23 protein-coding genes are annotated in these 25,664 nt (G+C 47.7%); 7 read left to right on the top strand and 16 right to left on the bottom strand.

Translation table 11 applies throughout. From position 1 onward, the window contains the following. Window positions 1-118: 118 nt before the first annotated feature. Window positions 119-1,213 carry an iron-sulfur cluster carrier protein ApbC gene (gene apbC / locus H591_RS0111535; protein WP_022967119.1) on the bottom strand — a complete coding sequence of 365 codons (1,095 nt, stop codon included), beginning with the start codon at window positions 1,211-1,213 and terminating at the stop codon, window positions 119-121. A gap of 167 nt (window positions 1,214-1,380) precedes the next feature. Here apbC and metG point away from each other — a divergent pair, with 167 nt between their 5' ends. The 3 genes from metG (at window position 1,381) to H591_RS0111520 (ending at window position 5,708) form a co-directional block, all read left to right on the top strand. Next, the gene (gene metG, locus H591_RS0111530) at window positions 1,381-3,432 is read left to right on the top strand and encodes a methionine--tRNA ligase (protein ID WP_022967118.1); all 2,052 of its coding nucleotides are present in this window, start codon (window positions 1,381-1,383) and stop codon (window positions 3,430-3,432) included. Window positions 3,433-3,595: 163 nt separating this feature from the next. Then, window positions 3,596-4,930, top strand: a complete 1,335-nt coding sequence (locus tag H591_RS0111525) for an alpha/beta fold hydrolase (protein WP_022967117.1) — start codon at window positions 3,596-3,598, stop codon at window positions 4,928-4,930. Then, window positions 4,923-5,708: an MlaA family lipoprotein gene (locus H591_RS0111520; protein WP_022967116.1), complete on the top strand. Its 786-nt coding sequence runs from the start codon at window positions 4,923-4,925 to the stop codon at window positions 5,706-5,708. Before H591_RS0111525 ends, H591_RS0111520 begins: the two co-directional genes overlap by 8 nt. 656 nt (window positions 5,709-6,364) lie before the next feature. On the opposite strand, the gene rnhB is transcribed toward H591_RS0111520, so the two are convergent. From rnhB to rpsB, 15 genes are all read right to left on the bottom strand, one after another. After that, the gene (rnhB, locus tag H591_RS0111515; RefSeq protein WP_022967115.1) at window positions 6,365-6,967 is read right to left on the bottom strand and encodes a ribonuclease HII; all 603 of its coding nucleotides are present in this window, start codon (window positions 6,965-6,967) and stop codon (window positions 6,365-6,367) included. After that, a complete protein-coding gene (gene lpxB / locus H591_RS0111510) occupies window positions 6,967-8,103 on the bottom strand; it encodes a lipid-A-disaccharide synthase (RefSeq protein WP_028244382.1) in 1,137 nt (378 codons plus the stop codon). The genes rnhB and lpxB overlap by 1 nt, the downstream gene beginning before the upstream one ends. 11 nt (window positions 8,104-8,114) lie before the next feature. Then, complete coding sequence (gene lpxA, locus H591_RS0111505; protein WP_022967113.1) at window positions 8,115-8,891, bottom strand: acyl-ACP--UDP-N-acetylglucosamine O-acyltransferase; 777 nt, start codon at window positions 8,889-8,891, stop codon at window positions 8,115-8,117. Next, window positions 8,888-9,328 (bottom strand): 3-hydroxyacyl-ACP dehydratase FabZ, encoded by a 441-nt coding sequence (gene fabZ, locus H591_RS0111500; RefSeq protein ID WP_022967112.1) that lies wholly within the window; start codon window positions 9,326-9,328, stop codon window positions 8,888-8,890. Before fabZ ends, lpxA begins: the two co-directional genes overlap by 4 nt. A gap of 145 nt (window positions 9,329-9,473) precedes the next feature. Continuing rightward, window positions 9,474-10,493, bottom strand: a complete 1,020-nt coding sequence (gene lpxD, locus H591_RS15620) for a UDP-3-O-(3-hydroxymyristoyl)glucosamine N-acyltransferase (protein ID WP_022967111.1) — start codon at window positions 10,491-10,493, stop codon at window positions 9,474-9,476. Between the two features lies 1 nt (window position 10,494). After that, entirely contained in the window at window positions 10,495-10,998 is a 504-nt protein-coding gene (locus H591_RS0111490; RefSeq protein WP_022967110.1) for an OmpH family outer membrane protein, read from the bottom strand. 44 nt (window positions 10,999-11,042) lie between these two features. Then, complete coding sequence (gene bamA / locus H591_RS0111485) at window positions 11,043-13,406, bottom strand: outer membrane protein assembly factor BamA (RefSeq protein WP_022967109.1); 2,364 nt, start codon at window positions 13,404-13,406, stop codon at window positions 11,043-11,045. A 61-nt stretch (window positions 13,407-13,467) separates the two neighbouring features. Further along, a complete protein-coding gene (gene rseP, locus H591_RS0111480) occupies window positions 13,468-14,820 on the bottom strand; it encodes a sigma E protease regulator RseP (RefSeq protein ID WP_022967108.1) in 1,353 nt (450 codons plus the stop codon). Further along, window positions 14,817-16,037 carry a 1-deoxy-D-xylulose-5-phosphate reductoisomerase gene (gene ispC, locus H591_RS0111475; RefSeq protein ID WP_022967107.1) on the bottom strand — a complete coding sequence of 407 codons (1,221 nt, stop codon included), beginning with the start codon at window positions 16,035-16,037 and terminating at the stop codon, window positions 14,817-14,819. The genes rseP and ispC overlap by 4 nt, the downstream gene beginning before the upstream one ends. Next, on the bottom strand, window positions 16,034-16,849 hold the full coding sequence (locus tag H591_RS0111470; RefSeq protein WP_022967106.1) for a phosphatidate cytidylyltransferase: 816 nt from the start codon (window positions 16,847-16,849) through the stop codon (window positions 16,034-16,036). The genes ispC and H591_RS0111470 overlap by 4 nt, the downstream gene beginning before the upstream one ends. After that, on the bottom strand, window positions 16,831-17,604 hold the full coding sequence (gene uppS, locus H591_RS0111465) for a polyprenyl diphosphate synthase (RefSeq protein WP_022967105.1): 774 nt from the start codon (window positions 17,602-17,604) through the stop codon (window positions 16,831-16,833). The genes H591_RS0111470 and uppS overlap by 19 nt, the downstream gene beginning before the upstream one ends. 16 nt (window positions 17,605-17,620) lie before the next feature. Further along, window positions 17,621-18,178: a ribosome recycling factor gene (gene frr, locus H591_RS0111460; RefSeq protein ID WP_022967104.1), complete on the bottom strand. Its 558-nt coding sequence runs from the start codon at window positions 18,176-18,178 to the stop codon at window positions 17,621-17,623. After that, window positions 18,175-18,918, bottom strand: coding sequence for a UMP kinase (gene pyrH, locus H591_RS0111455; protein ID WP_022967103.1), 744 nt, complete (start codon window positions 18,916-18,918; stop codon window positions 18,175-18,177). Before pyrH ends, frr begins: the two co-directional genes overlap by 4 nt. A gap of 178 nt (window positions 18,919-19,096) precedes the next feature. Next, complete coding sequence (gene tsf / locus H591_RS0111450; RefSeq protein WP_022967102.1) at window positions 19,097-19,966, bottom strand: translation elongation factor Ts; 870 nt, start codon at window positions 19,964-19,966, stop codon at window positions 19,097-19,099. A 109-nt stretch (window positions 19,967-20,075) separates the two neighbouring features. Beyond that, window positions 20,076-20,816 (bottom strand): 30S ribosomal protein S2, encoded by a 741-nt coding sequence (rpsB, locus tag H591_RS0111445; RefSeq protein ID WP_022967101.1) that lies wholly within the window; start codon window positions 20,814-20,816, stop codon window positions 20,076-20,078. A 246-nt stretch (window positions 20,817-21,062) separates the two neighbouring features. On the opposite strand from rpsB, the gene xseA reads away from it, so the two are divergent. The 4 genes from xseA (at window position 21,063) to H591_RS0111425 (ending at window position 25,664) form a co-directional block, all read left to right on the top strand. Continuing rightward, complete coding sequence (xseA, locus tag H591_RS0111440) at window positions 21,063-22,430, top strand: exodeoxyribonuclease VII large subunit (protein ID WP_022967100.1); 1,368 nt, start codon at window positions 21,063-21,065, stop codon at window positions 22,428-22,430. A 59-nt stretch (window positions 22,431-22,489) separates the two neighbouring features. Then, complete coding sequence (locus tag H591_RS15380; protein WP_022967099.1) at window positions 22,490-23,746, top strand: mechanosensitive ion channel family protein; 1,257 nt, start codon at window positions 22,490-22,492, stop codon at window positions 23,744-23,746. Window positions 23,747-23,845: 99 nt separating this feature from the next. Next, window positions 23,846-24,076: a PP0621 family protein gene (locus H591_RS0111430; protein WP_022967098.1), complete on the top strand. Its 231-nt coding sequence runs from the start codon at window positions 23,846-23,848 to the stop codon at window positions 24,074-24,076. Beyond that, on the top strand, window positions 24,069-25,664 hold the full coding sequence (locus tag H591_RS0111425) for a two-component system sensor histidine kinase NtrB (RefSeq protein WP_022967097.1): 1,596 nt from the start codon (window positions 24,069-24,071) through the stop codon (window positions 25,662-25,664). The genes H591_RS0111430 and H591_RS0111425 overlap by 8 nt, the downstream gene beginning before the upstream one ends.

Genomic DNA, 25,664 nt, shown 5'->3' with positions numbered 1-25,664 from the left:
AACTCTAATAGCTCTGTCTAACTCAAGTCGCAGACATCGCTTACTCATGCAGAAACCTCGTCAACTCGGGCATGAGCAAGCTGCGTCCGTAAAGCAATTTGTGCGACAGCTTTATGAATCAATCATCGCTGATTTCAATCGATGGCATGCCGGTGCTTTGCTGATTAAGCACACTGATACGCGCGCCCACCGTACGTGCCAGTTCTTGGTAGATCATCGCAATTTGGCTTTCCGGGTCAGCGCTCGTGGTCGGCTCGCCACCATCACACTGCATACGAATTGCCATCGACAAGGGCAATGAAGCTAACAGTTCAACGTCATAACTGGCCGCTAAGCGCTCACCACCGCCCTCGCCAAACAGGTGCTCAGCGTGCCCGCAGTTAGAGCAGATATGCACCGCCATGTTTTCGACAACACCCAAAATAGGAATATTAACTTTACGGAACATCTCAATGCCTTTGCGCGCATCGAGCAAAGCAATATCTTGCGGTGTGGTGACAATCACTGCTCCCGCCACCGGCACTTTCTGCGCGAGGGTCAACTGAATATCACCAGTACCTGGTGGCATATCTACCACAAGATAATCAAGATTATCCCAAGCAGTCTGCGTGATCATCTGCAGTAGCGCGCCAGAGGCCATCGGACCACGCCAAACCATCGGTGTGTTGTCGGTGGTAAGAAAGGCCATCGACATTACCGATACGCCATGCGCTTGAATTGGGATGAAATATTTCTCATCACGCACTTGCGGCTTAGTGCCGCTGGGAACACCAAGCATAATCCCTTGACTAGGACCGTAAATATCAGCATCCAGAATACCCACACGAGCACCTTCGCGTGCCAAAGCTAAGGCTAAGTTCGCAGCTGTAGTTGATTTACCGACACCTCCCTTACCCGATGCCACGGCAATCACATTCTTTACGCCAGCTAAACCTGGAACATCACTGCGGCCTTTATGCGGATGAATCAGTGTGGAAATTTTCACTTCAGCACTGGCTACGCCGGGCATTTGCTCAAGCGTCATTTGCAGCATTTGCGCCCAACCGGTTTTAAATAAATCGGCGGGATAGCCTAATTCAAGCTGTACACTGACGCGATCACCTTGAATATCAATGGCGCGTACACAGCCAGCAGTCACTGGATCAAGATTCAAATTGGGATCAATCAGGCGGCTTAAGGTTTCTTCAACTGCGGCGCGGGTTACTGCACTCATGACGTTCTCCACTGCGAAATAGACTCAATGACGAACATTCTAGCCTAATCTAAACGTTAAGACCGTAATCGTTGGCAAGCTCGCATGGCGCAAGGGATGAAAAAAACAGTCATTGCCTATATAGTAGTCGGCTTATTTCTATTCACTGTTTAGTAGTTAGGAAAACCATGAGCGAAGCCCGCAAAATTTTAGTGACCAGCGCCCTACCCTATGCCAATGGTTCCATTCACCTTGGCCATATGCTTGAGTATATTCAAACTGATATGTGGGTTCGCTTTCAAAAAATGCGCGGCAACCAATGCATCTATGTTTGCGCTGATGACGCTCATGGTTCAGCGATTATGTTGCGCGCCGAAAAAGAAGGCATTACCCCAGAGCAGTTAATTGACAACGTGCACGCTGAACACAGCGCTGACTTTGCTGATTTCATGGTCGATTTCGATAACTTTTACACGACCCATAGTGAAGAAAACCGCGAACTGTCCGAGCAGATCTATCAACGTCTGCAAGCGGCCGGGCATATTGCCACCCGCTCTGTGACTCAGTATTTTGATCCTGAAAAGGGCATGTTCCTTGCCGACCGTTTCATCAAAGGCACCTGCCCAAAATGCGCAACACCTGATCAATACGGTGATAACTGCGAAAAATGTGGTGCCACTTATCATCCAACTGAGCTGAAAGATCCACGCTCAGCTATTTCTGGTGCGACGCCGGTACTCAAAGATTCTGAGCATTACTTTTTTAAACTGCCTAATTTCCAAAGCATGCTGAAAGAGTGGACGCGTAGCGGAGCTCTGCAAGAGTCAGTCGCCAACAAGCTCGCTGAGTGGCTTGATAGCGGTCTACAAGAGTGGGATATCTCCCGCGACGCCCCTTACTTTGGTTTTGAGATTCCAGGAGCTCCGGGTAAATATTTCTACGTGTGGTTGGATGCGCCGATTGGTTACATGGCCAGCTTTAAAAATCTCTGCGCGCGCCGTCCTGATTTAGATTTTGATGCGTTCTGGAATAAAGACTCCACCGCCGAGCTGTACCATTTTATCGGTAAAGACATCATTAACTTCCACGCACTGTTTTGGCCGGCGATGCTTGAAGGCGCTGACTACCGCAAACCAACCGGAGTGAATGTGCACGGTTACCTAACAGTTAATGGTGCGAAAATGTCCAAATCGCGCGGTACTTTTATTAAAGCGCGCACTTACCTTGATCATTTAAACCCTGAATACTTGCGTTACTACTACGCCGCGAAACTGGGCCGTGGCGTGGAAGATTTAGATCTCAACCTTGAGGACTTTATTCAAAAGGTCAACTCCGACCTCGTGGGCAAAGTAGTGAACATCGCCAGTCGTTGCGCCGGCTTCATTCACAAAGGTAACGCTGGCATGCTAGTCGCGGATATGCCCAATCCTGCATTGTGGGGGCATTTCGTAGAAGCGACACCTTCCATTGCCAAAGCCTACGAAGCCCGCGACTTCGCCCGTGCAATGCGTGAAATCATGGCTTTAGCCGATGCTGCCAATGCTTGGATTGCTGAGCAGGCACCGTGGGCCATGAGTAAAATTGAAGGTCAGCAGGCGCAAGTTCAAGCGGTTTGTTCACAAGCCATTAATCTGTTTAAACAACTAGTGATCTTGTTAAAACCTGTGCTGCCAAAACTCGCAGCCGATGCTGAACAGTTCCTCAATGTGCCATCGCTCACTTGGGATGATTTAGGCACTGCGTTAGGTGATCATCAACTCAATCCTTTCATACCGTTATTGACCCGCGTCGACCCTAAACACGTCGAAGCCTTGATTGAGTCCTCAAAAGAAGATTTATTAGAAATGGAAAACACAAACAGCGTTGAAGAAATTATCTGTAATGGCGAACTAGAGAAAGAGCCACTAGCTAAAGAAATCGACTTTAATGCTTTTGCTGCGGTCGATTTGCGAATTGCTTTAATCGAAAAAGCTGCTTTTGTTGAGGGCGCAGATAAGTTATTGCAACTCACCCTCGACCTTGGCGGGGTGAAACGTAACGTGTTTTCTGGTATCAAAAGCGCCTACCCTGATCCCAAAGCACTCGAAGGTCGTTTGACCTTATATGTGGCCAACCTGGCTGCACGAAAAATGAAATTCGGTGTCTCAGAAGGCATGGTGCTGGCGGCAGGTCCTGGTGGTGAAGAAATTCACTTGCTCAGCCCTGACTCCGGCGCGCGTCCTGGCCAGCGCGTAATGTAAATAAACATCAACATAAGTGTGTATTGCGCACACTTATGTTGATTCTTTTACTGCTATTGTGCGTCATAAATCTAATAAGTAGCACACTGAGAAACAACTATCACGCTGCCCCTAGCGGTGTTAGATCTAGGACGACTCTTCCGCTAATCAACGAGACAACATTATGCTCACACGCTTGCTAACACCACTTTGCTTTGTGCTGAGTTCTCTCTGTGCGCTGTCGTTTAACGCTCTAGCAAAACCAGTTCCGGCAGACTATCAGTTCCCTCTCACCAATGCGTTTGAGGCAACTATTGCCGGCACACCCAGCATTTTTCGCCCGCAACTGCCTGACGATGCTGATATCAAACAACGTGATTACAGTTTACGCCTGCGTCCAGAGCGCGAATTTACTCTGCCAAGCAACTTTTGGCCGGTGAAAACCTTTCGCTACCGCTTAGCCGAGCAATCAGGCCCTGCGCCACTGATTTTTATCATTGCTGGCACTGGCGCGCACTATTCCAGCTCGACCATGGAATACCTGAAAAAACTCTTTTATGGCGCGGGTTTTCATGTGGCGCAAATCTCTTCGCCAACCGCCTATGACTTTATGGTTGGCGCATCACCTTATGCCACCCCTGGGTATTCGCCACAAGATGCGCGCGATTTATACTCAGTTATGCAAGCAATAAAAAAGCAACAGGACAATCTAGAAGTCACTGAATGGCATTTAACCGGTTATAGTCTCGGCGGCTTACAAGCAGCTTTTGTCAGCCATTTAGATGAACAAGAGCAAGCTTTTAATTTTAAGCGAGTCTTGCTCATCAACCCGCCGGTCAACTTATATGCATCAATCAAGAACCTCAGTAGCTTAGTCAATACACAAGCTGTTGATAGCAATGATCATCGTACTTTCTATGAGCTATTAATGGATAAGCTGACGCGCTATTTTAATCAAAAAGGTCATTTTGACTTTAACGAAGCAGTGCTGTTTGACTTTCAAAACTCCAAGCAAAAACTCAGCGACAATCAGCTGGCGATGCTCATTGGTAGTGCTTTCCGCTTCGCCTCAGCGGACATTAACTTCACCTCAGACTTGATCAATCGCCGGGGCATTATCACTCCAGCGCAGCAAAAAATTAATGATGGCACTAGCCTGACACCGTTTTTTAAACGCGCGTTACTCTGTGATTTTGACTGTTATATCGAGCAGCAATTACTCCCGTTCTGGAAAGTCCACTTCAAGGAGCAAAAACTTGCGCTTGAAAGCCCTACAACTGAGGACTTTGAGTCATTGAGTCAGGCCAGCAGTTTGTATGCACTGGCGGACTATCTCAGCACAACCAGCAAAATTGGTGTAATGCACAATGCTGATGACATCATTTTGGGAACGGGTGATTTAGGCTTTTTAAAAGAAAATTTTGCTGAACGTTTAACCCTTTACCCCTATGGTGGCCATCTCGGAAATTTAGATTATCGAGATAATGGTGCAGATATACTGGAGTTTTTCCATGAATAAAACTCACTCTTTAGGTAATTACTGCGCAGCCAGCTTACTGTTATTGAGCCTTACAAATTTTAGTCATGCACAACAAGTCGATGACGATGGTTTTAAAAATCCACTGCAAAATTTAAAGTTTAATCAGCACGCAGGGCAGCATGAATTTGAGCGCGCAGCTTTAGATGCGTTGCACATCAGTGACCCTTTGGAGCAATGGAATCGACGTGTTTATCACTTTAACTATCGCTTTGATCAATGGGTATTTTTACCTGTAGTGAAAGGTTATACCAAGGTGACGCCGCATTTTTTGCGTAAAGGGGTCAGTAACTTTTTTAGCAACTTAGGCGAAATTCCAACTTTAGCCAATAGCCTATTACAGCTTAAAGGTCATCGCGCAATGGAGACAACAGCGCGTATTTTATTTAACACTACTTTTGGTTTGGCTGGAGTATGGGATCCTGCGACAAAGATGGGGCTGGCTAAAAATAACGAGGATTTTGGCCAAACTTTAGGCTATTACGGCGTGCCACACGGTCCGTATTTGATGCTGCCGCTACTAGGCCCATCAAACGTGCGAGATACTGGCGGACTAGTCGCTGACTACACTCTCGACTTCTCGGTTAATTGGCTCAATGTTGCCAAGGAAAGTGAACGTCATCCAGAGATTTTTGCTCTGAAAATTGTTGATCAGCGCTATATCACCAAACTACGTTATGGGCAGCTGAACTCTCCTTTCGAGTATGAAAAAATCCGCTACGTTTACACTAAGTCACGCGAACTGAAGATTGCGGAATAGCAACGGTCAAGCAACCTGAGCTAGCGCACAACAACGATGGTCAAGGTGAGCTGCGCTAAGTCGGCGGTAAGCGTAGCCAGGGATGACGTAGCGCCCGAATCGAGACAGGATGTCTCGTGAGGGAAAAGCAGACTGAGCGCAGTTCGCCATGCTCACATACTGTTTGTAGTTTTTAATTGGCAAATACTGTGCGTGCCGTACTTCGGGGTCAGTGTTAATCCGTCGATGAACTCATCCAGGGTTCAACTCCGGCGTTCGCCATCCTTGGCTCACTCAGCACACTAACCCCGAAGCACGCCTGTGACCTTTTGTATTGTTTGCATTAGCGCAGTTTTAATCATGCAAACTATGCGATTCACGCCAGCAGTCAGTATCTCTCAATCAATACAATTCAAAAGATACCTGCTGCAAGGTTGCTATCAACACACATGGTCAAGAAGTACATCGCTAGTGCTGCGGCGAGCGAGCCAAGGATGGCGTAGCGCCCGAATCGGGTCAGGATGACCCGTTGAGGGAATAGCAGTATTAGCGAGGTACGTCAGGCGCAAACTTGGCTTGCAACACGGTTTAAAGGGAAAAGCAGACTTAGCGCAGATCGCCATGCCCACAGGAGGATTTTAGTTTTTTACATCACTATCAAGTGACTTGGCTGAGAATCAGTCCGCTTCGAAAAACCGCCGTACTGGGCCAAATGAACGGCGATAAATAGGCGTTGGGCCAAGCTCTTGCAAAGCTTTCAAATGCGCAGGGGTTGGATAGCCTTTGTGCTTAGCAATTCCATATCCTGGGTATTGCGCATCCAGAATCGCCATTTCTCGATCACGACTGACTTTCGCCAAAATCGATGCTGCAGATATTTCCGCAATCAAACCATCACCCTGCACCACAGCCTCGCTGGCCATACTCAATTGCGGGCAACGATTACCATCAATCAAAGCTAAGTCTGGGGTGATCGACAAACCCTCAACAGCGCGCTGCATGGCCAGCATCGTGGCCTGAAGGATATTTAACTGATCGATTTCTTCAACTTCAGCACGCCCAATAGACCACGCTAAAGCTTTTTCTTGAATCTCTACAAACAAAGCTTCACGTTTTTTCTCCGTGAGTTTTTTCGAGTCATTCAAGCCAAAAATAGGACGTTGTGGATCGAGAATGACCGCAGCGGTAACAACAGGCCCACATAAAGGCCCTCGTCCCACTTCATCGACACCCGCTACAATCTTGCCAGCACGCGCCTGCTGAAGTAGACCGAGTTGCACTACATACGCCCTAATAGCTGTAACACACCCTGCGCAGCACGCTGTGAGGCATCGCAGCGCAAGGACTGATGTAGTTCAGCAAAGCGCTGGGTTTGCTTTGAGCCATCACGCAACTGTGTTAACACCGCCTCGCCCAAAACTTCAGGTGTGGCCGCGTCTTGAATAAATTCAGGCACCAGCATCTCAGCGGCTAATAAGTTAGGCAGAGAAATGTAAGGGCTTTTCACCATTTTCTTCAACAGCCAATGGCTTAAGGGTGCCAACTTGTAAGCAACCACCATCGGTTTTTTAAACAACATGGCTTCTAGGGTTGCAGTGCCAGAAGCAATCAACACTGCATCACAGGCTTGCAATGCAGTTTGTGATTGACCATCGAGAATCTCAATAGGCAGATTGGGTGCTTCGGCTAAAATTGCTGCTAACTGCTCACGGCGTGCTTGATTGGCCGCTGGAATGATAAAACGTAGTTGCGGCTTTTCAGCTAACAAATAGCGCGCCGTATCAACAAACAGAGCACCTAACTTCGCGACTTCACCACCACGACTGCCCGGCAACAAAGCGACCACTTGCGCATCAGCTGGTAGACCTAGTTGCTCGCGCGCAGGCAGCGGATCATTATGCATGGCTACGCTATCAGCCAACGGATGACCGACAAACAGCACTGGGACTTGATTATCTTGATAGAACTGCGCTTCAAAAGGCAGCAAAGTCAGCATCAAATCACAGCCTTGGCGAATTTTTAACACCCGCTTTTGGCGCCATGCCCAAACTGAAGGACTTACGTAATGCACAGTTTTAATGCCTGCTTCACGCAACTGCAGCTCGATCGTTAAATTGAAGTCTGGTGCATCGATACCAATAAACACATCTGGTTGCTGTTGCTTTAACGTGGCGACCAAACGCTTGCGCCGCGATAACAGCTCAGGCAATCGACCCAGCACTTCCACCAAGCCCATAATAGCCAGACGTTCCATCGGGAAATACGATTGCAAGCCTTGCGCTTCCATTAAAGGCCCGCCAACGCCAATGAATTCAACTTGTGGACAATGATTGCGTATAGCCTGCATGAGACCAGCCCCCAAAATATCACCCGAGGCTTCACCAGCCACCAGAGCAACTTTTAAAGGCTGCAGCAACTGCTCAGTCATTAGCGAGTAATACCGCGGGAAGATCGGCGTATTGAATCACAAAACAATTCTACTTCCGGGTGCTCAGCTGCACTCTCAGTTAAGGCGTCCAATGCCTCTTCCACTGTCAAGCCCTGGCGATAAACAGCCTTATAAGCACGACGTAACGCCTGTATCGCATCCTCGGTGAAACCACGGCGGCGCATGCCCTCAAAGTTCATACTACGTGCTTCCGCAGGGTTACCGGCGACAGTGACAAAAGCAGGAATATCTTTACCAATCGCAGCGCCCATCGCCGTAAAGCTGTGCGCGCCAATATGACAATACTGATGAACCAAGGTGTAACCGGATAAAATAGCCCAGTCATCCATATGTACATGCCCTGCTAAGGCTGTGTTATTGACTAAAATACAGTGATTCGCAATCACGCTGTCATGGCCGATATGCGCGTAGGCCATGATTAAGTTGTGATTACCAATGGTGGTTTCAGAGCGGTCTTGCACGGTACCACGGTGAATGGTGACACCTTCACGAATGACGTTATGATCGCCAATCACTAAGCGTGTAGCTTCGCCTTGATACTTTAAATCTGGGGTATCTTCACCTACCGATGAAAACTGGTAGATGTGATTATGACAGCCAATTTTCGTTGGCCCTTTAATCACCACGTGCGATGCGATAATTGATCCAGCACCTATTTCGACACCAGGCCCAATGATGGTCCATGGCCCAACAGTCACGTCATCCGCAAGCTGAGCTGTTGGATCAATAATGGCGCTAGGATCAATTAAACTCATAGTTTGCGTTCCGCACAGATAATTTCAGCCGAACAAACCAATACATCAGCTACTGTTGCTTGGCATTCAAACTTCCAAATACCACGTTTCGAGCTCAGAAAACGTGCTTTTAAATCAAGACGATCGCCTGGTACGACTGGCTGACGAAAGCGCAATTTGTCAGAACCAACAAAGTAATACAAGGTACCGTCTTCTGGCGAAGCATTCATCATTTTAAAGCCCAACACGCCTGCTGCTTGTGCCATAGCTTCAATAATTAGAACGCCTGGCATAATCGGGTGCTGTGGGAAATGGCCATTAAAAAAAGGCTCGTTGATGCTTACGTTTTTATAAGCATTGATCGTCTTCTGCTCTAAATCAATCGCCACAACACGATCCACTAATAAAAAAGGGTAGCGGTGCGGGAGAAGTTGACGAATCTCGTTAATGTCCATCATAAAAAAGCCTTAATCAAATAAGTGAGGCTGTGTATACCGTACACACAACCTACCACCCTCAACTGAACGGCACTTAATGCGCTAAATTAAAGCTGATTAGCAATAAAGGTCGATAAGCAGTCAGATGATATATCCATACACGCAGTCACTTCTGAGTATGTTTTTCCAATACTCGAAGACGTTTCGCCATGTCATCCAACTGACGAAAACGTACCGCGCTTTTTTTCCATTCCGCTGCTGGCTGCATCGCCGTACCTGACGAATACGCACCCGGCTCACTAATAGAATGGGTAACCATGGTCATACCTGTAATAAACACATCATCACAAATATCAATATGACCAACTAAACCGACACCACCCGCCAACATACAGTTGCGGCCAATTTTTGCACTACCGGAAATCCCGACACAGGCTGCAATCGCTGTATTGTCGCCAATCTGTACGTTATGGGCAATCTGGATTTGGTTGTCTAGCTTGACCCCATTACCAATTAAGGTATCAGCAAGCGCACCGCGGTCAATACAGGTATTAGCACCAATCTCAACATCGTCACCAATGGTCACGCCGCCAATCTGGGCAATCTTATGCCATTCACCTTGATGCTTAGCAAAACCAAAACCTTCACCACCAATCACGGCGCCCGATTGAATCACCACACGTGCACCGATAGTGACGTCATGGTAAAGCGTCACTCGTGGTGCTAAGCGACCCTGCTCGGCAATACGACTGCGCGCACCAATCACACAATGTGCACCGATACTGACGCCAGCACCAATCACTGCATCTTCATCAATCACTACGCCTGGCCCAATACAAGCAGTTGAATCAACCAAGGCACTCTCAGCAACTACTGCGCTTGGGTGAATACCTGCAGGCTGCTTCGGCGTGCGATCAAAAAAATGAGAGAGTTTTGCATAGGCCAAATAAGGATCAGCCACAATCAAGCAATTACCGCTGTAATCAACCGCATCCTTAGCAGACAACAACATCGCGCCTGCCTGACTGGTTTCAAGCTGCTTACGGTAATGGGCATTGGCTAAAAAACTTAATTGATCGGCACTGGCTTCTTGCAGCGTCGCCAAACCAAAAATATTTTTCTGTGCATCACCACGCAGCTCAGCGCCGAGCATCTCGGCTAACTGAGCAAGATTAAACTGTTTCATATCAACGTAACTGATTCATGCGCTCAATAACACGCAAGGTGATGTCAAACTGAGGCTTAACATCAACTACCGCACCGCGCTCTAAGACTAAGTCATAGTTGCCGCTCTTCAATACATCTTCAACGGCTTTATCCAGTTTAGGCTTAAGTTTTTGTAGCATATCGCGATCAGCAACCGCTTTAGCTTCGTTTAAGTCTTTGGACTGGGTTTGAAAGTCACGGGCTTTTTGTTTGAACTCAAGCTCTAAACGCTCAAGCTCAGCTTGTTGCATACGCTCGCCATCTTTCATCAAACGATCTTGAATACGCTTGGCATCGCTTTCTAGGTTTTTCAGTTTAGTCAGTTGTGGACTAAATTTCTTTTCCGCATCAACCGCATATTTCTTGGCAGCGTCAGATTCCAACAGAGCCATTTGATAGTTCAATACAGCGATTTTCATTTCCGCAAACACAGGACCACTGATTAAAGCAGTTGTCAGTAAAACAAGTTGAGTTAACTTACGCACGGTACACCCCTAGAAACGCTGTTATTGATTGATTTAAAACTAAATTAGAATGTTTGGCCCAAAGAGAACTGGAATACTTGGGTATCCGCATTGTCTGGCTTTTTCACTGGCACACCTAAACTAAAGCTTAACGGCCCTAGCGCAGTCACCCATGTTAGCCCAACACCAACTGAGCTGGCTAAGTTATCGTACTTAAGGCCACAACCTGCTTCATTACGGCTTTTCTGTGCTGAGCTACAGTGTGTGTCAAACACATTACCGACATCCCAGAACAATACTGTACGTAATGAACGCTGATCTTTAACAAAGGGCATTGGGAAGAGTAATTCAACACCACCTTGCACGAGTACGTTACCACCGAATGGCAAATTGTCATCATCTGGATCTTTCAAGGTGCCTGGTCGTGTACCTGTGCTCGGAGTACTACGTGGACCTAAACTGCTGTCTTTAAACCCTCGTACCGAGTTAAAACCACCGGCATAATAATGTTCAAAGAATGGCAACTCCGAAGTAGAACCATAACTTTCCGCATAACCTAGTTCAGTATGGAAACGTAAGGTGTAGTTCGTGGTTAATGGTTTGAAAAGTTGACCGCGGTAATCTAAACGATAAAACGATAGATCACTGCCCGGAATGGTTGTTTCTAACACCAAACTTTGTGAGTGACCACGGGTTGCCATCATCCCACGATTCAGGGTTGACTCTGACCAACCCACCGAAGCTTTAAAGTTAGTGTAGTTGTCACCCTCTTTCTCGACAAAGTCAAAAATCTCATCAACAGTATAACGCCCTGTTTTTAACTTATCTTGCTGAGCACTGAGGCCAAAGTTAAGGCGTGATGTTTCATTGATTGGATAACCAATATTAATACCACCGCCCAAACTATCGACGGAGTAACTTGACACATCAACGTCTAACTTATCGTAGTCAGTGGTGCGGTAGAAAGCATTGTAGCCTAAACTCACGCCATCGACGGTCCAGTACGGATCAACGAAACTGAAGTTATAATTACTTTGATACTCACTGCGAGTTAAGCCCGCGCTGACTCTGTTACCCGTACCTAAGAAGTTGCTCTGACTGATTGACCCACCAAGAATCAAACCGGCATTCTGAGCAAAACCAACACTGGCAGTAATCGAACCTGACGGCTGCTCTTCAACGCTGTAATTGACATCAATTTGATCGTCAGTACCCGGCACTTGCGGTGTTTCCACGTTGACTTCTTTGAAGTAGCCTAAACGCTCTAAACGCGTTTTCGACTGATCAATTAAGTAAGTGGAGGCCCAACCGCCTTCCATTTGACGCATTTCACGACGCAGCACTTCATCCATGGTCTTAGTATTGCCACGGAAATTGATACGATTAACGTAAGAGCGCTTACCTGGGTCAACCACAAAAGTAAGAGATACCGTATTGTCTTCGTCGTGGGTTTCTGGCACACCATTGACGTTGGCAAAGGTGTAACCATCATTACCTAAGCGACGAGTGATTAATTCTGACGTGGTGGTCATCACTTTACGTGAGAACACTTGCCCTTCGCGGGACAGCAGCAAAGCTCTTACATCTTCTTCAGGTACTTTCAGGTCACCTGACAGTTTCACATCGCGGATGGTGTACTGCTCACCCTCATCAACGTTCACAGTGATATAAACGTGCTTTTTATCTGGAGTGATAGAAACCTGCGTGGAACTTATATCCATATTGATATAACCACGGTCAAAGTAATAAGAACGCAAACGCTCTAAGTCACCTGACAGTTTTTCCCGCGCATATTTGTCATCGTTACGGAAAAACGATAACCAGTTTTTGGTTTTCAGTTCAAACAGGTCGATCAAATCTTGATCTTTAAATACTTTATTACCGACAACGTTGATGTGCTGAATCGATGCCACTGAACCTTCAGTAACGTTAATTTTCAACGCTACACGGTTGCGTGGCTGAGCAATCACCTGCGCATCAATATTGGCAGAGTAACGGCCTTGAGAAACATATTGGCGCTGCAATTCATTGCGCACGCCTTCTAAGGTCGCCTGCTGGAAAATCTCGCCTTCAGCGAGTCCAGACTGTTTTAAACCTTTGAGCAAGTCTTCTTTACTGATGGCTTTATTACCCTCAATTTCCACGCTGGAAATGGAAGGACGCTCAACTAAGTTAATAATTAAGATGTCACCATCACGACTGAGTTGAATATCTTCAAAAAAACCCGTTTTAAATAACGAACGCGTTGCTTCTGCCAAACGGCGATCATCAACCGGCTCACCGACATTCAAGGGTAAAGCAGCAAAGACACTGCCAGCAGACACGCGCTGTAAACCGTTAACACGGATATCAGAGACAGTGAAGGGTGCAGCGTGAGCTTCAGAAATTATTAGCGCGGATATAACCGCAGGTAGCAGCAGACGTTTCATGCAAACCTTTCTTTTTCAACGATATATATAAAACCCACTGCCAAGCAGCGAATCAGTATTTTTACAAACGCGCTAAATCATTAAATACCGCAAGAACCATAACACCAACCACTAAAGCAATACCGATCTGCATCCCTAAAGCTTGGATACGTTCTGACAACGGTCGACCACGGACCCACTCAACGATATAAAATAGCAGATGTCCGCCATCAAGCACAGGAATTGGCAATAAATTCAACACGCCTAAGCTAATACTCAAATAAGCCATGAAGTTCAAAAAACTTCTCAGGCCACTTTCAGCCGAAGCGCCGGCCACTTTAGCAATGGTTATCGGTCCACTCAAGTTTTTTACTGAGAGTTCGCCAAACAGCATCTTTTTCAACGAGCCTAGAGTTAAAGCACTCATGGTCCAAGTTCGCTGCGCACCTTGCACAATCGCATCCAACGGACCATAACGGACATCGCGCAGCATTTCTGCTGGCCACTCACCACCCGTCACGCCCATACCTAAATAACCACGGGCTTCAGCAGCGACTCCTTGAGCAGTTAACAGCACTGGCAACTCTATACGCTGCCCAGCTCGCTCAACGCTCAATTCTATCGTTGTATTGGGACGTGCCTGCACATAACTGACGACACTTTGCCAATCTTCGACGGCTTGACCATCGATCGCAATCACTTTGTCCTGCAATTGCAAGCCCGCATGCTGCGCTGGCCCTTCAGGATCAAGCTGTGCAACAACCGCTGCGACCTGTGGACGCCAAGGCTCAATACCTAAATCACTGATTGGATTAGGCTCTTCAGCACCGTACAGCCACTTATCCAAGTTTAGCGTATAGCTACTGACAGCAGAGTTACCCGGAGTTTGGGCATCAATGCGCAAGGTACCGCTGTTACCCAAACGCTGAATAAGTTGCAAATTAACATCCGACCAGCCTGAAACAGCTTGGCCGTCAACGGCAATGATCTCTTGCCCACTGCGTAAACCTGCCTGCGCAGCTAAACTTTCAGCAGCCACTTCACCAATCACAGGTTTAACCTGTTGACTGCCGAGCATTGCCAAGCACCAAAACAATACAAATGCTAACGCAAAGTTAGCCACAGGCCCGGCGATCACAATGGCAATACGCTGACCCACTGTTTTGCGGTTAAATGATTGGCTTTGCTGCGCTTCAGCGACCGGTGTTTCGCGCTCATCGAGCATCTTCACATAGCCGCCAAGCGGAATCAGAGCGATAACAAACTCCGTGCCATATCGGTCATGCCAACGCAACAAAGGTGTACCGAAACCAATCGAAAAACGTAACACTTTGACGCCGCAGCGGCGCGCCACCCAGAAATGTCCGTACTCATGAATTGTCACCAGAACACCTAGCGTAACGAGCGTGCCAAGCAACATATACAAACCACTCATAACCCTACCCCTGCAGTGATCGACTGCTTATTCAACCATGTATTCGCGTATGCGCGAGCCTGCTGATCGATTTCAAGTACATTTTCAAGATCGTGCACTGTAGTGCTCATCTGCAAACTCAGTACATCTTCGATCAATTGTGGAATCTGGGTAAAACGAATGCGTTCCTGCAAAAATGCCGCAACCGCAACCTCGTTAGCCGCATTCAAAACAATCGGTGCAGCAGCACCTGCTTGCGCCGCTGCAATGGCTAAGCGTAAGCAGGCAAACCGTTGTAAATCTGGGGCAATAAAATCCATGCGTGCTAAAGTAAATAAATCTAAAGGTGCCACTCCTGAAGCAATACGCTCCGGCCACGCCATGGCATGCGCAATAGGTGTGCGCATATCAGGGTTACCCAACTGCGCCAGCACCGAACCGTCAATGTAATCAACTAAAGAGTGGATCACGCTTTGCGGATGAATCACCACTTCGACTTGCGTTGGGCGCGCTGCAAACAACCAACACGCCTCAATCAACTCCAAACCTTTATTCATCATCGTCGCTGAATCGACAGAAATTTTCTGTCCCATTGACCAGTTTGGATGCGCACAGGCTTGCGCAGGAGTGACCCTTTCTAACTCAGCATAACTGCTGTTACGAAACGGCCCACCTGATGCAGTTAACAAAATACGGCGCACGCCAACAGGTGCCAAACCTTCTGCATAGTTACAAGGCAGGCACTGAAAAATCGCATTATGCTCGCTGTCAATTGGCAGTAACTGCGCACCATGCTCGCGTACTGCACTCATAAACAGCGCGCCAGACATCACTAACGCTTCTTTATTGGCCAATAAGATTTTCTTACCTGCCTGCACTGCAGCCATGGCTGACGGCAAACCTGCAGCACCGACAATGGCCGCCATGACTGCATCCACATCAGGGTGCGCAGCAACCTCTGCCAAGCCTTGTTGGCCAAATAAAACCGCAGTGGCGACTCCAGCAGTATGCAAATCACTTTGTAAGCGCTTAGCACTTGCAGCATCTGCAACCACAGCAAAGCGTGGGCGATGCTGTATGCACAAGGCTTGTAGCTCAGCCATGCGCGAATGTGCAGTTAAGGCAAAAACCTGATAACGGTCTGGGTGTTGCCTAATCACATCGAGGGTGCTGCTGCCGATCGAGCCGGTCGCACCCAATACTGTAATCTGTTGCAGACGAGGTTTGTCGGTATTCAAGAAAGCGTCCAACCACTTAACAACAATAACAACGCAAACACTGGCGCTGCGGCTGTCAGACTGTCAATTCGATCTAACACACCACCATGGCCGGGCAACAACTGGCTGCTGTCTTTGATACCCATCTGCCGCTTAAACATACTTTCAGTTAAATCACCGACCACAGAAAAAAGCACCACGACTGCGGCACAAAGCAGTACCACAGCAAACTGACTAACAGGCACCTGTAGATACAAGGCTAAACCTGCAGCAATACAGACACTGGTAAATAGACCACCAAAGAAGCCTGCCCAGCTTTTACCAGGACTGACACGCGGTGCTAATTTGCGCTTACCGAAGGCTCGGCCAAAAAAGTACGCGCCAATGTCAGCGCCCCAAACCAGCAGCATCAAACTCAAAATAAGCATATTGCCTTGCGGCTGATTCTTCAGAACAACCAAGCCTAAGCCGGCAGGAATAAGAATACCCAAGCCCATCACGCGCTTACCAAGATTACCGCCCCAATAAGCAATACTGCGCGGAAAAACGATCACCATAGCTGTGGCGAATAACCACCAAACCAGAGCTAAACACAAAATTGGCAGCAACAACATCGTATTGCTATTGAGCAGTACTAACGTAATCGCCACAAACACAGCATAAGCAATCCGCTGACCTTGCGTGTCATAACCCGCCAAGCGCGCCCATTCCCAACCTGCCAGCGCTACAATTAAAGCGACAAAAGCTAAAAAAGCTGCGCCTTGCAAAGCAAAGAAGCCTAGTAAAGCTAGAGGTGCCAACCAAAGTGCGGTAATTATTCGTTGTTTGAGCATGGTGTGCGTTCCTCTGCGGCCACTTGTTCGCTGGTTTTCCCAAAGCGGCGCTGCCGTGATGAGAAATCAGCTAAAGCATCGCGCATGGCTTGATGCTTGAAGTCGGGCCAAAACAAACTCGAAAAATACAATTCACTGTAGGCTAACTGCCACAATAAAAAATTACTGATACGACGCTCTCCGCCTGTACGAATACATAAATCAGGGAGCGGCTGTGATGCTGTACTCAAGCAGTTCTGCAAGCGTTCAGCACTGATATCATCAGGCTGCAACTCGCCCGCTTGAACAGAACGTGCGAGCTGCTGCGCTGCCTGCACAATATCCCACTGACCACCATAATTGGCGGCCACTTGTAGGAGAAACTTAGAGTGATGAGCAGTGCGCTGTTCAGCTTCTTGCATCGCTGCTTGCAACTCAGGGTGAAAGCGTGAACGATCACCAATAATGCGCAAACGGATGCCATTTTGATCAAGTTTTTTAGATTCACGGCGCAAAGCCACTAAAAACAACTCCATCAAAGCGCCTACCTCAGCGGCAGGACGCTGCCAATTCTCACTGGAGAAGGCAAACAGCGTCAGCACCTCAACGCCGGCTTCAGCGCAGACCTCAACCACCGCTCGAACAGCATCCACACCAGCTTTGTGGCCGGCAACGCCAGGTAAAAAGAGTTTCTTAGCCCAGCGATTATTGCCATCCATAATAATCGCGACATGACGCGGTACGATACACTGCGCATCCTGCGTTGCTTTGCTCATTACAGCGACCCCTAAATCACACTGCCATCAAGTCAGTTTCTTTGGCTGCTAACAGCTTATCGATTTCCTCAATCGCATGATCAGTGATTTTCTGGATTTCATCAGCACCACGGCGCTCTTCGTCTTCGCTGATTTCTTTTTCTTTGACCAAATCTTTCAACTGCGCCAAGGCATCACGGCGAATATTGCGCACGGCAACACGAGCGTTCTCTGATTCTTGACGCGCTTGTTTGGTGTAACCTTTGCGCGTTTCTTCAGTCAAGGCAGGCATAGGTACGCGAATAGTCGTACCAGAGGTTGCTGGATTTAGACCTAAATCAGCCACTAAAATCGCTTTTTCTACAGCTTGAATCATGCTTTTATCAAACACAGACAAGGCTAAAGTACGTGAATCTTCAACTGTTACGTTAGCCACCTGACGCAGCGGCGTATCGTTACCGTAGTAGGACACCATCACTGTATCTAAAATACCTGGGTGGGCACGGCCGGTGCGAATCTTTGCAAAAGCATGCTGTAAAGATTCAACTGACTTGTGCATACGCACCTGTGCATCTTTTTTAATTTCATTGATCATTGTTTATTTTCCTCGATCAGGGTGCCTTCTGCGCCACCTAAAATAACGTTTAGCAGAGCACCTGGCTTATTCATATTAAAAACCCGTAATGGCATTTTGTGGTCGCGGCACAAACAAATAGCCGTCAAATCCATCACTTCCAATTTACGATCCAATACTTCGTCGTAGGTCAAATAGTCAAACTTTTCCGCATTCGGGTCTTTCAGGGGATCGGCAGTATATACACCATCCACTTTAGTTGCTTTAAGAACCACATCAGCACTGATCTCAATGCCGCGCAAGCAACCCGCAGAGTCGGTCGTAAAGAATGGATTACCGGTGCCCGCAGAGAAAATCACCACCTCACCTTTCTTTAAATGTCCTACTGCTTTACGGCGGTCGTAATGGTCCGTCACACCGACCATCGAAATAGCCGACATCACCAATGCAGGGATATTCGAACGTTCTAAAGCATCACGCATGGCCAATGAGTTCATTACAGTCGCCAGCATACCCATATGATCACCGGTGACTCGATCCATACCCGCGGCAGACAATGCAGCACCACGGAATAGGTTACCACCACCAATCACTAAGCCGACTTGCACACCAATACCGATCAACTGGCCAATTTCTAAAGCCATGCGATCAAGCACTTTTGGATCAATACCGAACTCTTCGGTACCCATCAACGCTTCACCACTGAGCTTAAGTAAAATTCGTTTATAGCGGGGTTGGCGTCCACCGACTTGTTGAGCCATGATCTGTGTCTCCTACGGATGTGATTTAACGTCTGTGGCGTATTCTGACCACAGCTAATGCAAACAGTGCTGTTTATGTGCGCACATATTACAAGACAGCCGTATAAAGCACAGTGTCTTTTTTATAAAAAAGGCCGCGCGCAATTGCGGGCAGCCTTTTGGTGTTACCAGTAGATGCTTATTTTTTTGCAGCAGCCAACTGTGCAGCAACTTCTGCAGCGAAATCAACTTCGCCACGATCAATACCTTCGCCCACTTCAAAACGTACAAAAGAAACGATGGCTGCGCCGGCTTGTTGCGCCAACTTACCAACGGTGACTTCTGGGTTCTTAATGAATGCTTGCTCAACCAAGCTTGCTTCAGCCAAGAACTTCTTGATACGACCGGCAATCATGTTTTCAACAATGTTGTCTGGCTTGCCTTTGATCTTATCTTCGTTCAACGCCAAGAAAATTTCTTTTTCTTTAGCAATTGCTTCATCAGAAACTTGAGTTGGATCGAGGAACTGCGGGCTGCTTGCAGCAACGTGCATCGCAATGTCTTTGGCCAATTCTGTATCGCCACCGCTCAACGCAACGACAACACCAATGCGGTTACCGTGCAGGTAAGCACCAACCACGTCGCCTTCAACGCGAGTTAAACGACGAATATTGACGTTCTCACCACACTTAGCAACCACCGCTTCACGCGCTGGCTCTTGTGCAGCAATTAATCCAGCAACATCAAGATTTTTGTCAGCAAAAGCTAAATCCAAGGTCGCTGTTACAAAGTTTTTAAAGTCGTCTTGCAGTGCTAGGAAGTCTGTTTGTGAGTTCACTTCAACAATTACAGCACTTTTGTTGTCGTCAGCCACTTTAACCGCAATAGAACCTTCAGCTGCAATGTTACCGGCTTTTTTAGCCGCTTTAATTGCACCAGCAGAACGCATGTCATCAATGGCTTTTTCAATATCGCCACCAGAAACTTCTAGGGCTTTCTTGCAATCCATCATGCCTTGGCCAGTACGCTCACGCAGTTCTTTTACCATAGCAGCAGTGATCTGAGTCATCTTCACATTCCTCTTTAATTCAGTATAAACAGCAGTTTTAAACTGCCGATCAAATCAGGCAAAAAGGGGGCCAAGCCCCCTTTTTCGTCACTGGCGGACTTACAGAGCCTTAGCCCTCAGTCGCTTCACCAGCCACTTCAACAAACTCTTCAGCTGTAGTCGCTGCACCTTGACGTACACGTAGTACGCAATCAGCTGCTGCACCTAGGTACAGCTGGATGGCACGAATCGCGTCATCGTTACCTGGAATGATGTAATCAACACCATCTGGGCTGCTGTTAGTATCAACGATACCAATAACTGGAATACCTAGCTTGTTGGCTTCTTGAATAGCAATACGCTCGTGATCAACGTCCACTACGAACATTGCATCAGGCAAACCGCCCATGTTTTTAATACCACCGATGCTGCGCTCAAGTTTTTCTAAATCACGAGTACGCATCAAAGCTTCTTTCTTAGTCAGCTTTTCAAAGGTGCCATCAGCCGCTTGCACTTCTAAATCGCGCAGACGCTTGATTGAATCACGGATGGTTTTGTAGTTGGTCAACATACCACCTAACCAGCGGTGGTTAACGTAAGGCATGTTGCAACGCGTTGCTTGCTCAGCAATGATTTTGCTGGCTGAACGCTTAGTACCAACAAATAGAATCTTATTCTTACCGTTTGATAACTTCTCAATGACTGACATCGCGTCATTGAACATTGGCAAGGTTTTTTCTAAGTTAATGATGTGAATCTTGTTGCGCGCACCAAAAATGTATTTACCCATTTTCGGATTCCAGTAACGAGTTTGGTGTCCGAAGTGCACACCAGCCTTTAACATTTCGCGCATAGTGACTTGTTGAGTCATGATCATTCCTAAAATAATAAAACGGGTTAGGCCTCCACATATCCCGACTTTCAACCCGAAGGCACCCAGAAATTCGTGTCGATATGTGTGTGGATTTTAAAGCTCTCTTGAATATTCAAGTAAAGCGGCGCGTTTTATACCATATCCAGCATGATTAACCAAGTCGCCGAGCAATAAACTTTCACCAACATTCTACTGCAATGGGCAGGACTCGCTTATAAATAGCCGTTGCTTTATCATTGCCATATGCTTACTGATCCTTTCCAGCGCTTAGGCCTCGACCGTGAAGTACTCACCGTCAGCCAACTTAATCAGCGTGCCCGCCTCCTGCTTGAGGATGTATTTCCACAAGTATGGGTTGAAGGTGAACTGTCTAACATAGCTCGCCCGGCTTCTGGTCATGTTTATTTCACACTAAAAGATCGTAATGCTCAGGTGCGCTGCGCTATTTTCAAACAGCAAGCCAGCCGTGTCCGTGACTTACTGCGCGACGGTCTTTTAGTGCGTGTGCGTGGCCGCGTTTCTTTATATGAAGGTCGCGGCGATTATCAAATGATCCTCGACAGTGTCGAGGCAGCCGGTGACGGTGCATTACGCTTAGCTTTCGAAGCACTAAAAACCGCATTGCAAGCTGAAGGTTTATTCGCCCAAGAACGCAAACAGGCTTTACCCGCGCATCCACAGCGCATCGGCATTATCACATCAGCATCCGGTGCAGTCTTACATGACATCATGAGCGTGTTTGCACGACGTGCACCGCATGTGCAATTAACCCTGATTCCAAGCGCCGTCCAAGGCCGCGAAGCCACTGCGCAATTAGTGCGCGCGCTAGAACTGGCCGATCGCGCAGAGTTTGATGCAATTATTTTGGCTCGCGGTGGTGGCTCGCTAGAAGACTTGTGGTGTTTTAACGAGGAAGCGCTTGCCAGAGCCGTTGCCCAGTGCCGCACGCCTATTGTCAGCGCCGTTGGCCATGAAACCGATGTTTCAATCAGTGACTTTGTCGCTGACGTGCGCGCACCAACACCCTCTGCAGCTGCCGAACTGTTAGCGCCTAATCGGCTAGAACTGCTGACAACGTTACGCAGCATTGAACGCCGGCTCACGCTGCGCCTACAAGAAGCCTTAAACCGTAAACACTTACAACTGCAACACCTGCGCCAGCGCTTGCGTCATCCGCGCGAACGTTTACAGCAGCACAGTCAGCGTTTAGACGATTTAACTTTACGTTTGCAGCGCGCAGTACAAACGCAACAGCAACAACGTAACCAGCGTTTAGATCACCTGCGAGCGCGCCTGAATGTGCAGCATCCGCAGCAGTCTATAGTTACCCAGCAACTGCATATCAAACAATTGGAACAGCGCTTGCTGCGCGCCTCCCAGCAACACTTAAACCAAAGCAAACAGCGCCTGCAGATGTTAATGCAGTCGCTGCACGTAGTCAGCCCTCTAGCCACTCTCGAACGCGGCTACAGCATTCTGAGCACTACCGACGAACAGCAGATCATTCGCAGCATCGAAGATCTAAAGCCCCCTCAAACTGTGCAAGCGCGCTTAATTGATGGGCATGCCACCCTGCAAGTCACCCAAGTTAGCGCTACAACTGCCGGCTAACTCTCGCGCAACAGACCGCATACTCACCAACCCTTCTATCTCTATTTCAGGAGTCAATAATGCAAGAAGAAGTAACCTCTTGGTTAGACTTACTTAGTCAACATCCGCAACTGCAAACATTACTTGCCTGCTTCGCATTAATTATCGTTGCAGCACTCGCCAACTGGCTGGTGAAGCATATTTTGGTGCGCGGCTTCTATAGCATGCTGCAACGCTTTGGTGGTTCCAACAAAAACGATTTCGGCGTGGTAAAGCGCCTGTCTAACATTGTTCCAGCATTGATCATTTCTTCAAGCATTGGCCTGGTTCCTGGCTTACCTGAAGCTGCTATCACTGTGGTTAAAAATGTCGCGGGCGGCTTTATTATTTTAACCATTGCGCTAGGCTTAGGCGCCATCCTAGAAGTCATCAATTTGCTGTATATGCGCCGTAAAAACGCGCATCTCAAGCCTATTAAAGGCTATATACAAGTTATTAAAATCGTCATTTATGCCATTGCCACAATTCTAATTGTCGCTACATTGATTGACCGCTCACCACTGATCTTGTTATCAGGGTTAGGTGCAATGGCGGCAGTATTAATGTTGATTTTCCAAGATACTTTATTGTCATTGGTGGCCAGCGTGCAGATATCTTCTGGCGATATGATTCGCGTCGGCGACTGGATCGAGATGCCACAACTAAATGCGGATGGTGATGTGATTGATATCGCCCTACACACCGTGAAAATTCAAAATTGGGATAAAACCATCACCACGGTTCCCACTAAGCGCTTTATCAGTGACTCATTTAAAAACTGGCGGGGCATGCAAGAAAGTGGCGGCCGTCGAATTAAGCGCAGTCTACTGATTGATCAACACAGCATTCATTTTCTATCTAAAGAAGAACTTGAGCACTTGAAGCGCTTTAACTTATTGGATGGTTATTTTGATAACAAAATCAATGAGCTGAATAAGTGGAATGAAGCTTACGTAAGGTCCAGCAGCGGCGACTCGCTCGATTCGCGCAGACTCACCAATATTGGCAGTTTCCGCGCTTATGTTGAACATTACCTGCGCAACAACCCAGGTATCCACCAAAGCGGCATGACTTTAATGGTGCGCCAATTAAGCCCCACTCCAGAAGGTTTGCCCATCGAGATTTACTGCTTCACTACCACTACAGCATGGACGGTCTACGAAGGCATTCAATCCGATATCTTCGACCATTTACTGGCTATTGCTCCAGAATTCAACTTACGCGTTTACCAAGCCCCAAGTGGTGCAGATATGCGCGCGCTCGGTCAGCAGCTCAACACTGAGCCACAGAGCCATTAAATTACGCTAGCAACCAGCCAAGGATGGCACGCTATAGACAAAAAACAGGTACACTTAGCGCCTTTAACGCATCAGATTGCGTGACCAAGGAGCAATGCAATGGGCTTACCTCGTTTAATTCTGCTAGGTATTATTATTGGTCTCGGTGTATGGGCGTGGCGTCGTTTTAACAGCCGTCACTCTGCTGTAGAAAACCAGCCATCAGCCAAGACTATGGTGCGCTGCGCACAATGCCATGTACATACCCCCAGTGACCGCGCGCTGCAAAAAGGACAGCACTGGTACTGCTGCAATCAGCATCTAGCGCAAGGACCAAAAGCCCGTGACTAATCATCACGTTGCCGTTTCTGGCCGACAAGGGCAGCGTATTTTACGGCTCTACCATCTCTATCGTTTGCTGATCGGTTTTGCTTTAGTACTGCTGATTTCTAGCGATTTAGACGGCCAACTTCTTGAACTGACCAATTCTCAATTGTTTCGTTACAGCAGTTGGACATACTTGGCTGTTAACGTTATTGCCATCGCCAGCATGCATCGCGTCGACCGTTTAACGCCGCTATTCTCCCTCGCGTTATTTGATGTTGTGCAGCTATGCGTCTTATTTTACGCAGCAGGCGGCACACCCAGCGGAATTGGTAACTTAATTATTGTCGCCGTTGCCGTCGCTAACATTTTACTGCGCGGGCGCATCGGCTTTTTAATTGCTGCCGTCGCCGCAGCAGGTATTATCTATCTCACCTTTTACTTAAGTATTTCCAATAGCGCTGCTAGCAATCAGTTTATGCAGGCCGGAATTTTAGGCACGCTGTGTTTTGCTGCGGCGTTATTTGTCCAAGGTCTCAGTAGACGCTTGCGTGCCAGTGAGGTCTTAGCAGAGCAACGTGCCAGCGATGTAGCCAATCTAGAAGAACTTAACGCAGTCGTCATTCAACGGATGCGCACCGGTATTGTAGTGATGGACTCAATGCACCGCGTGCTACAAGCCAACCAGTCAGCGCTGACGATGATTGGCTATGAAAAACTGCAAGGCCGGATTCTTGACCCGCACTTCCCAGCGTTAATCAACAGCTTAGAGCAATGGTTAAATAACCCAGCGCTACGCACTCCGCCAATTCAAACAACGAAAAATAGCACACAGTTACAAGCCAGCTTTGTACAATTGCAAAACGATCATAGCTCGCAGATTTTAATTTTCTTAGAAGACACCTCGCAACTCAATCAGCATGCTCAGCAACTTAAACTGGTTTCACTTGGCCGCCTTACTGCTGGGATTGCTCACGAGATCCGCAACCCTCTGGGCGCTATCAGTCATGCAGCGCAATTGCTGCATGAGTCCACGCATCTTGATGCTGCCGACCAGCGCTTAACCCAAATTATTCAAGATCAATCACGGCGCATGAATACCGTGATTGAAAACGTTTTACAGCTATCAAGACAGCGCCAAGCCGAGCCACAGTTATTGGACCTAAAGTACTGGCTGCACCGCTTTGCCAGTGAATTTCGCAGTAGCGTTCACCCGAACCGCATCCTGCACTTAACCACCAAAGGCAGCGGTCTACAAACACGCATGGATCCACACCAACTCGACCAAGTACTCAGCAACTTAGTTGAAAACGGCATGCGTTACAGCGGTAAGTTAAATTCTCAAAGCCAGGTTTGGCTGCACCTCTACCGTCATCCACAGACTGATTTGCCAACCTTAGAAATCCACGATGATGGTCCTGGCGTGCCGCTTAACGATCAACAGAATATTTTTGAGCCTTTTTTCACCACTGAAAACAAAGGCACAGGCCTTGGTTTGTACATTTCTCGCGAACTCTGTGAAAGTAATCAAGCACGCCTTGACTACAGCCCCCGCGAGAGTGGCGGCAGTTGTTTTAAAATAACCTTCGCACACCCGCACAAGATGAGTGTTTAA

Origin of the sequence: Denitrificimonas caeni DSM 24390, from assembly GCF_000421765.1 — a bacterium.
Classification (GTDB): domain Bacteria; phylum Pseudomonadota; class Gammaproteobacteria; order Pseudomonadales; family Pseudomonadaceae; genus Denitrificimonas; species Denitrificimonas caeni.
This window is presented reverse-complemented; position numbering and strand designations above follow the sequence as displayed.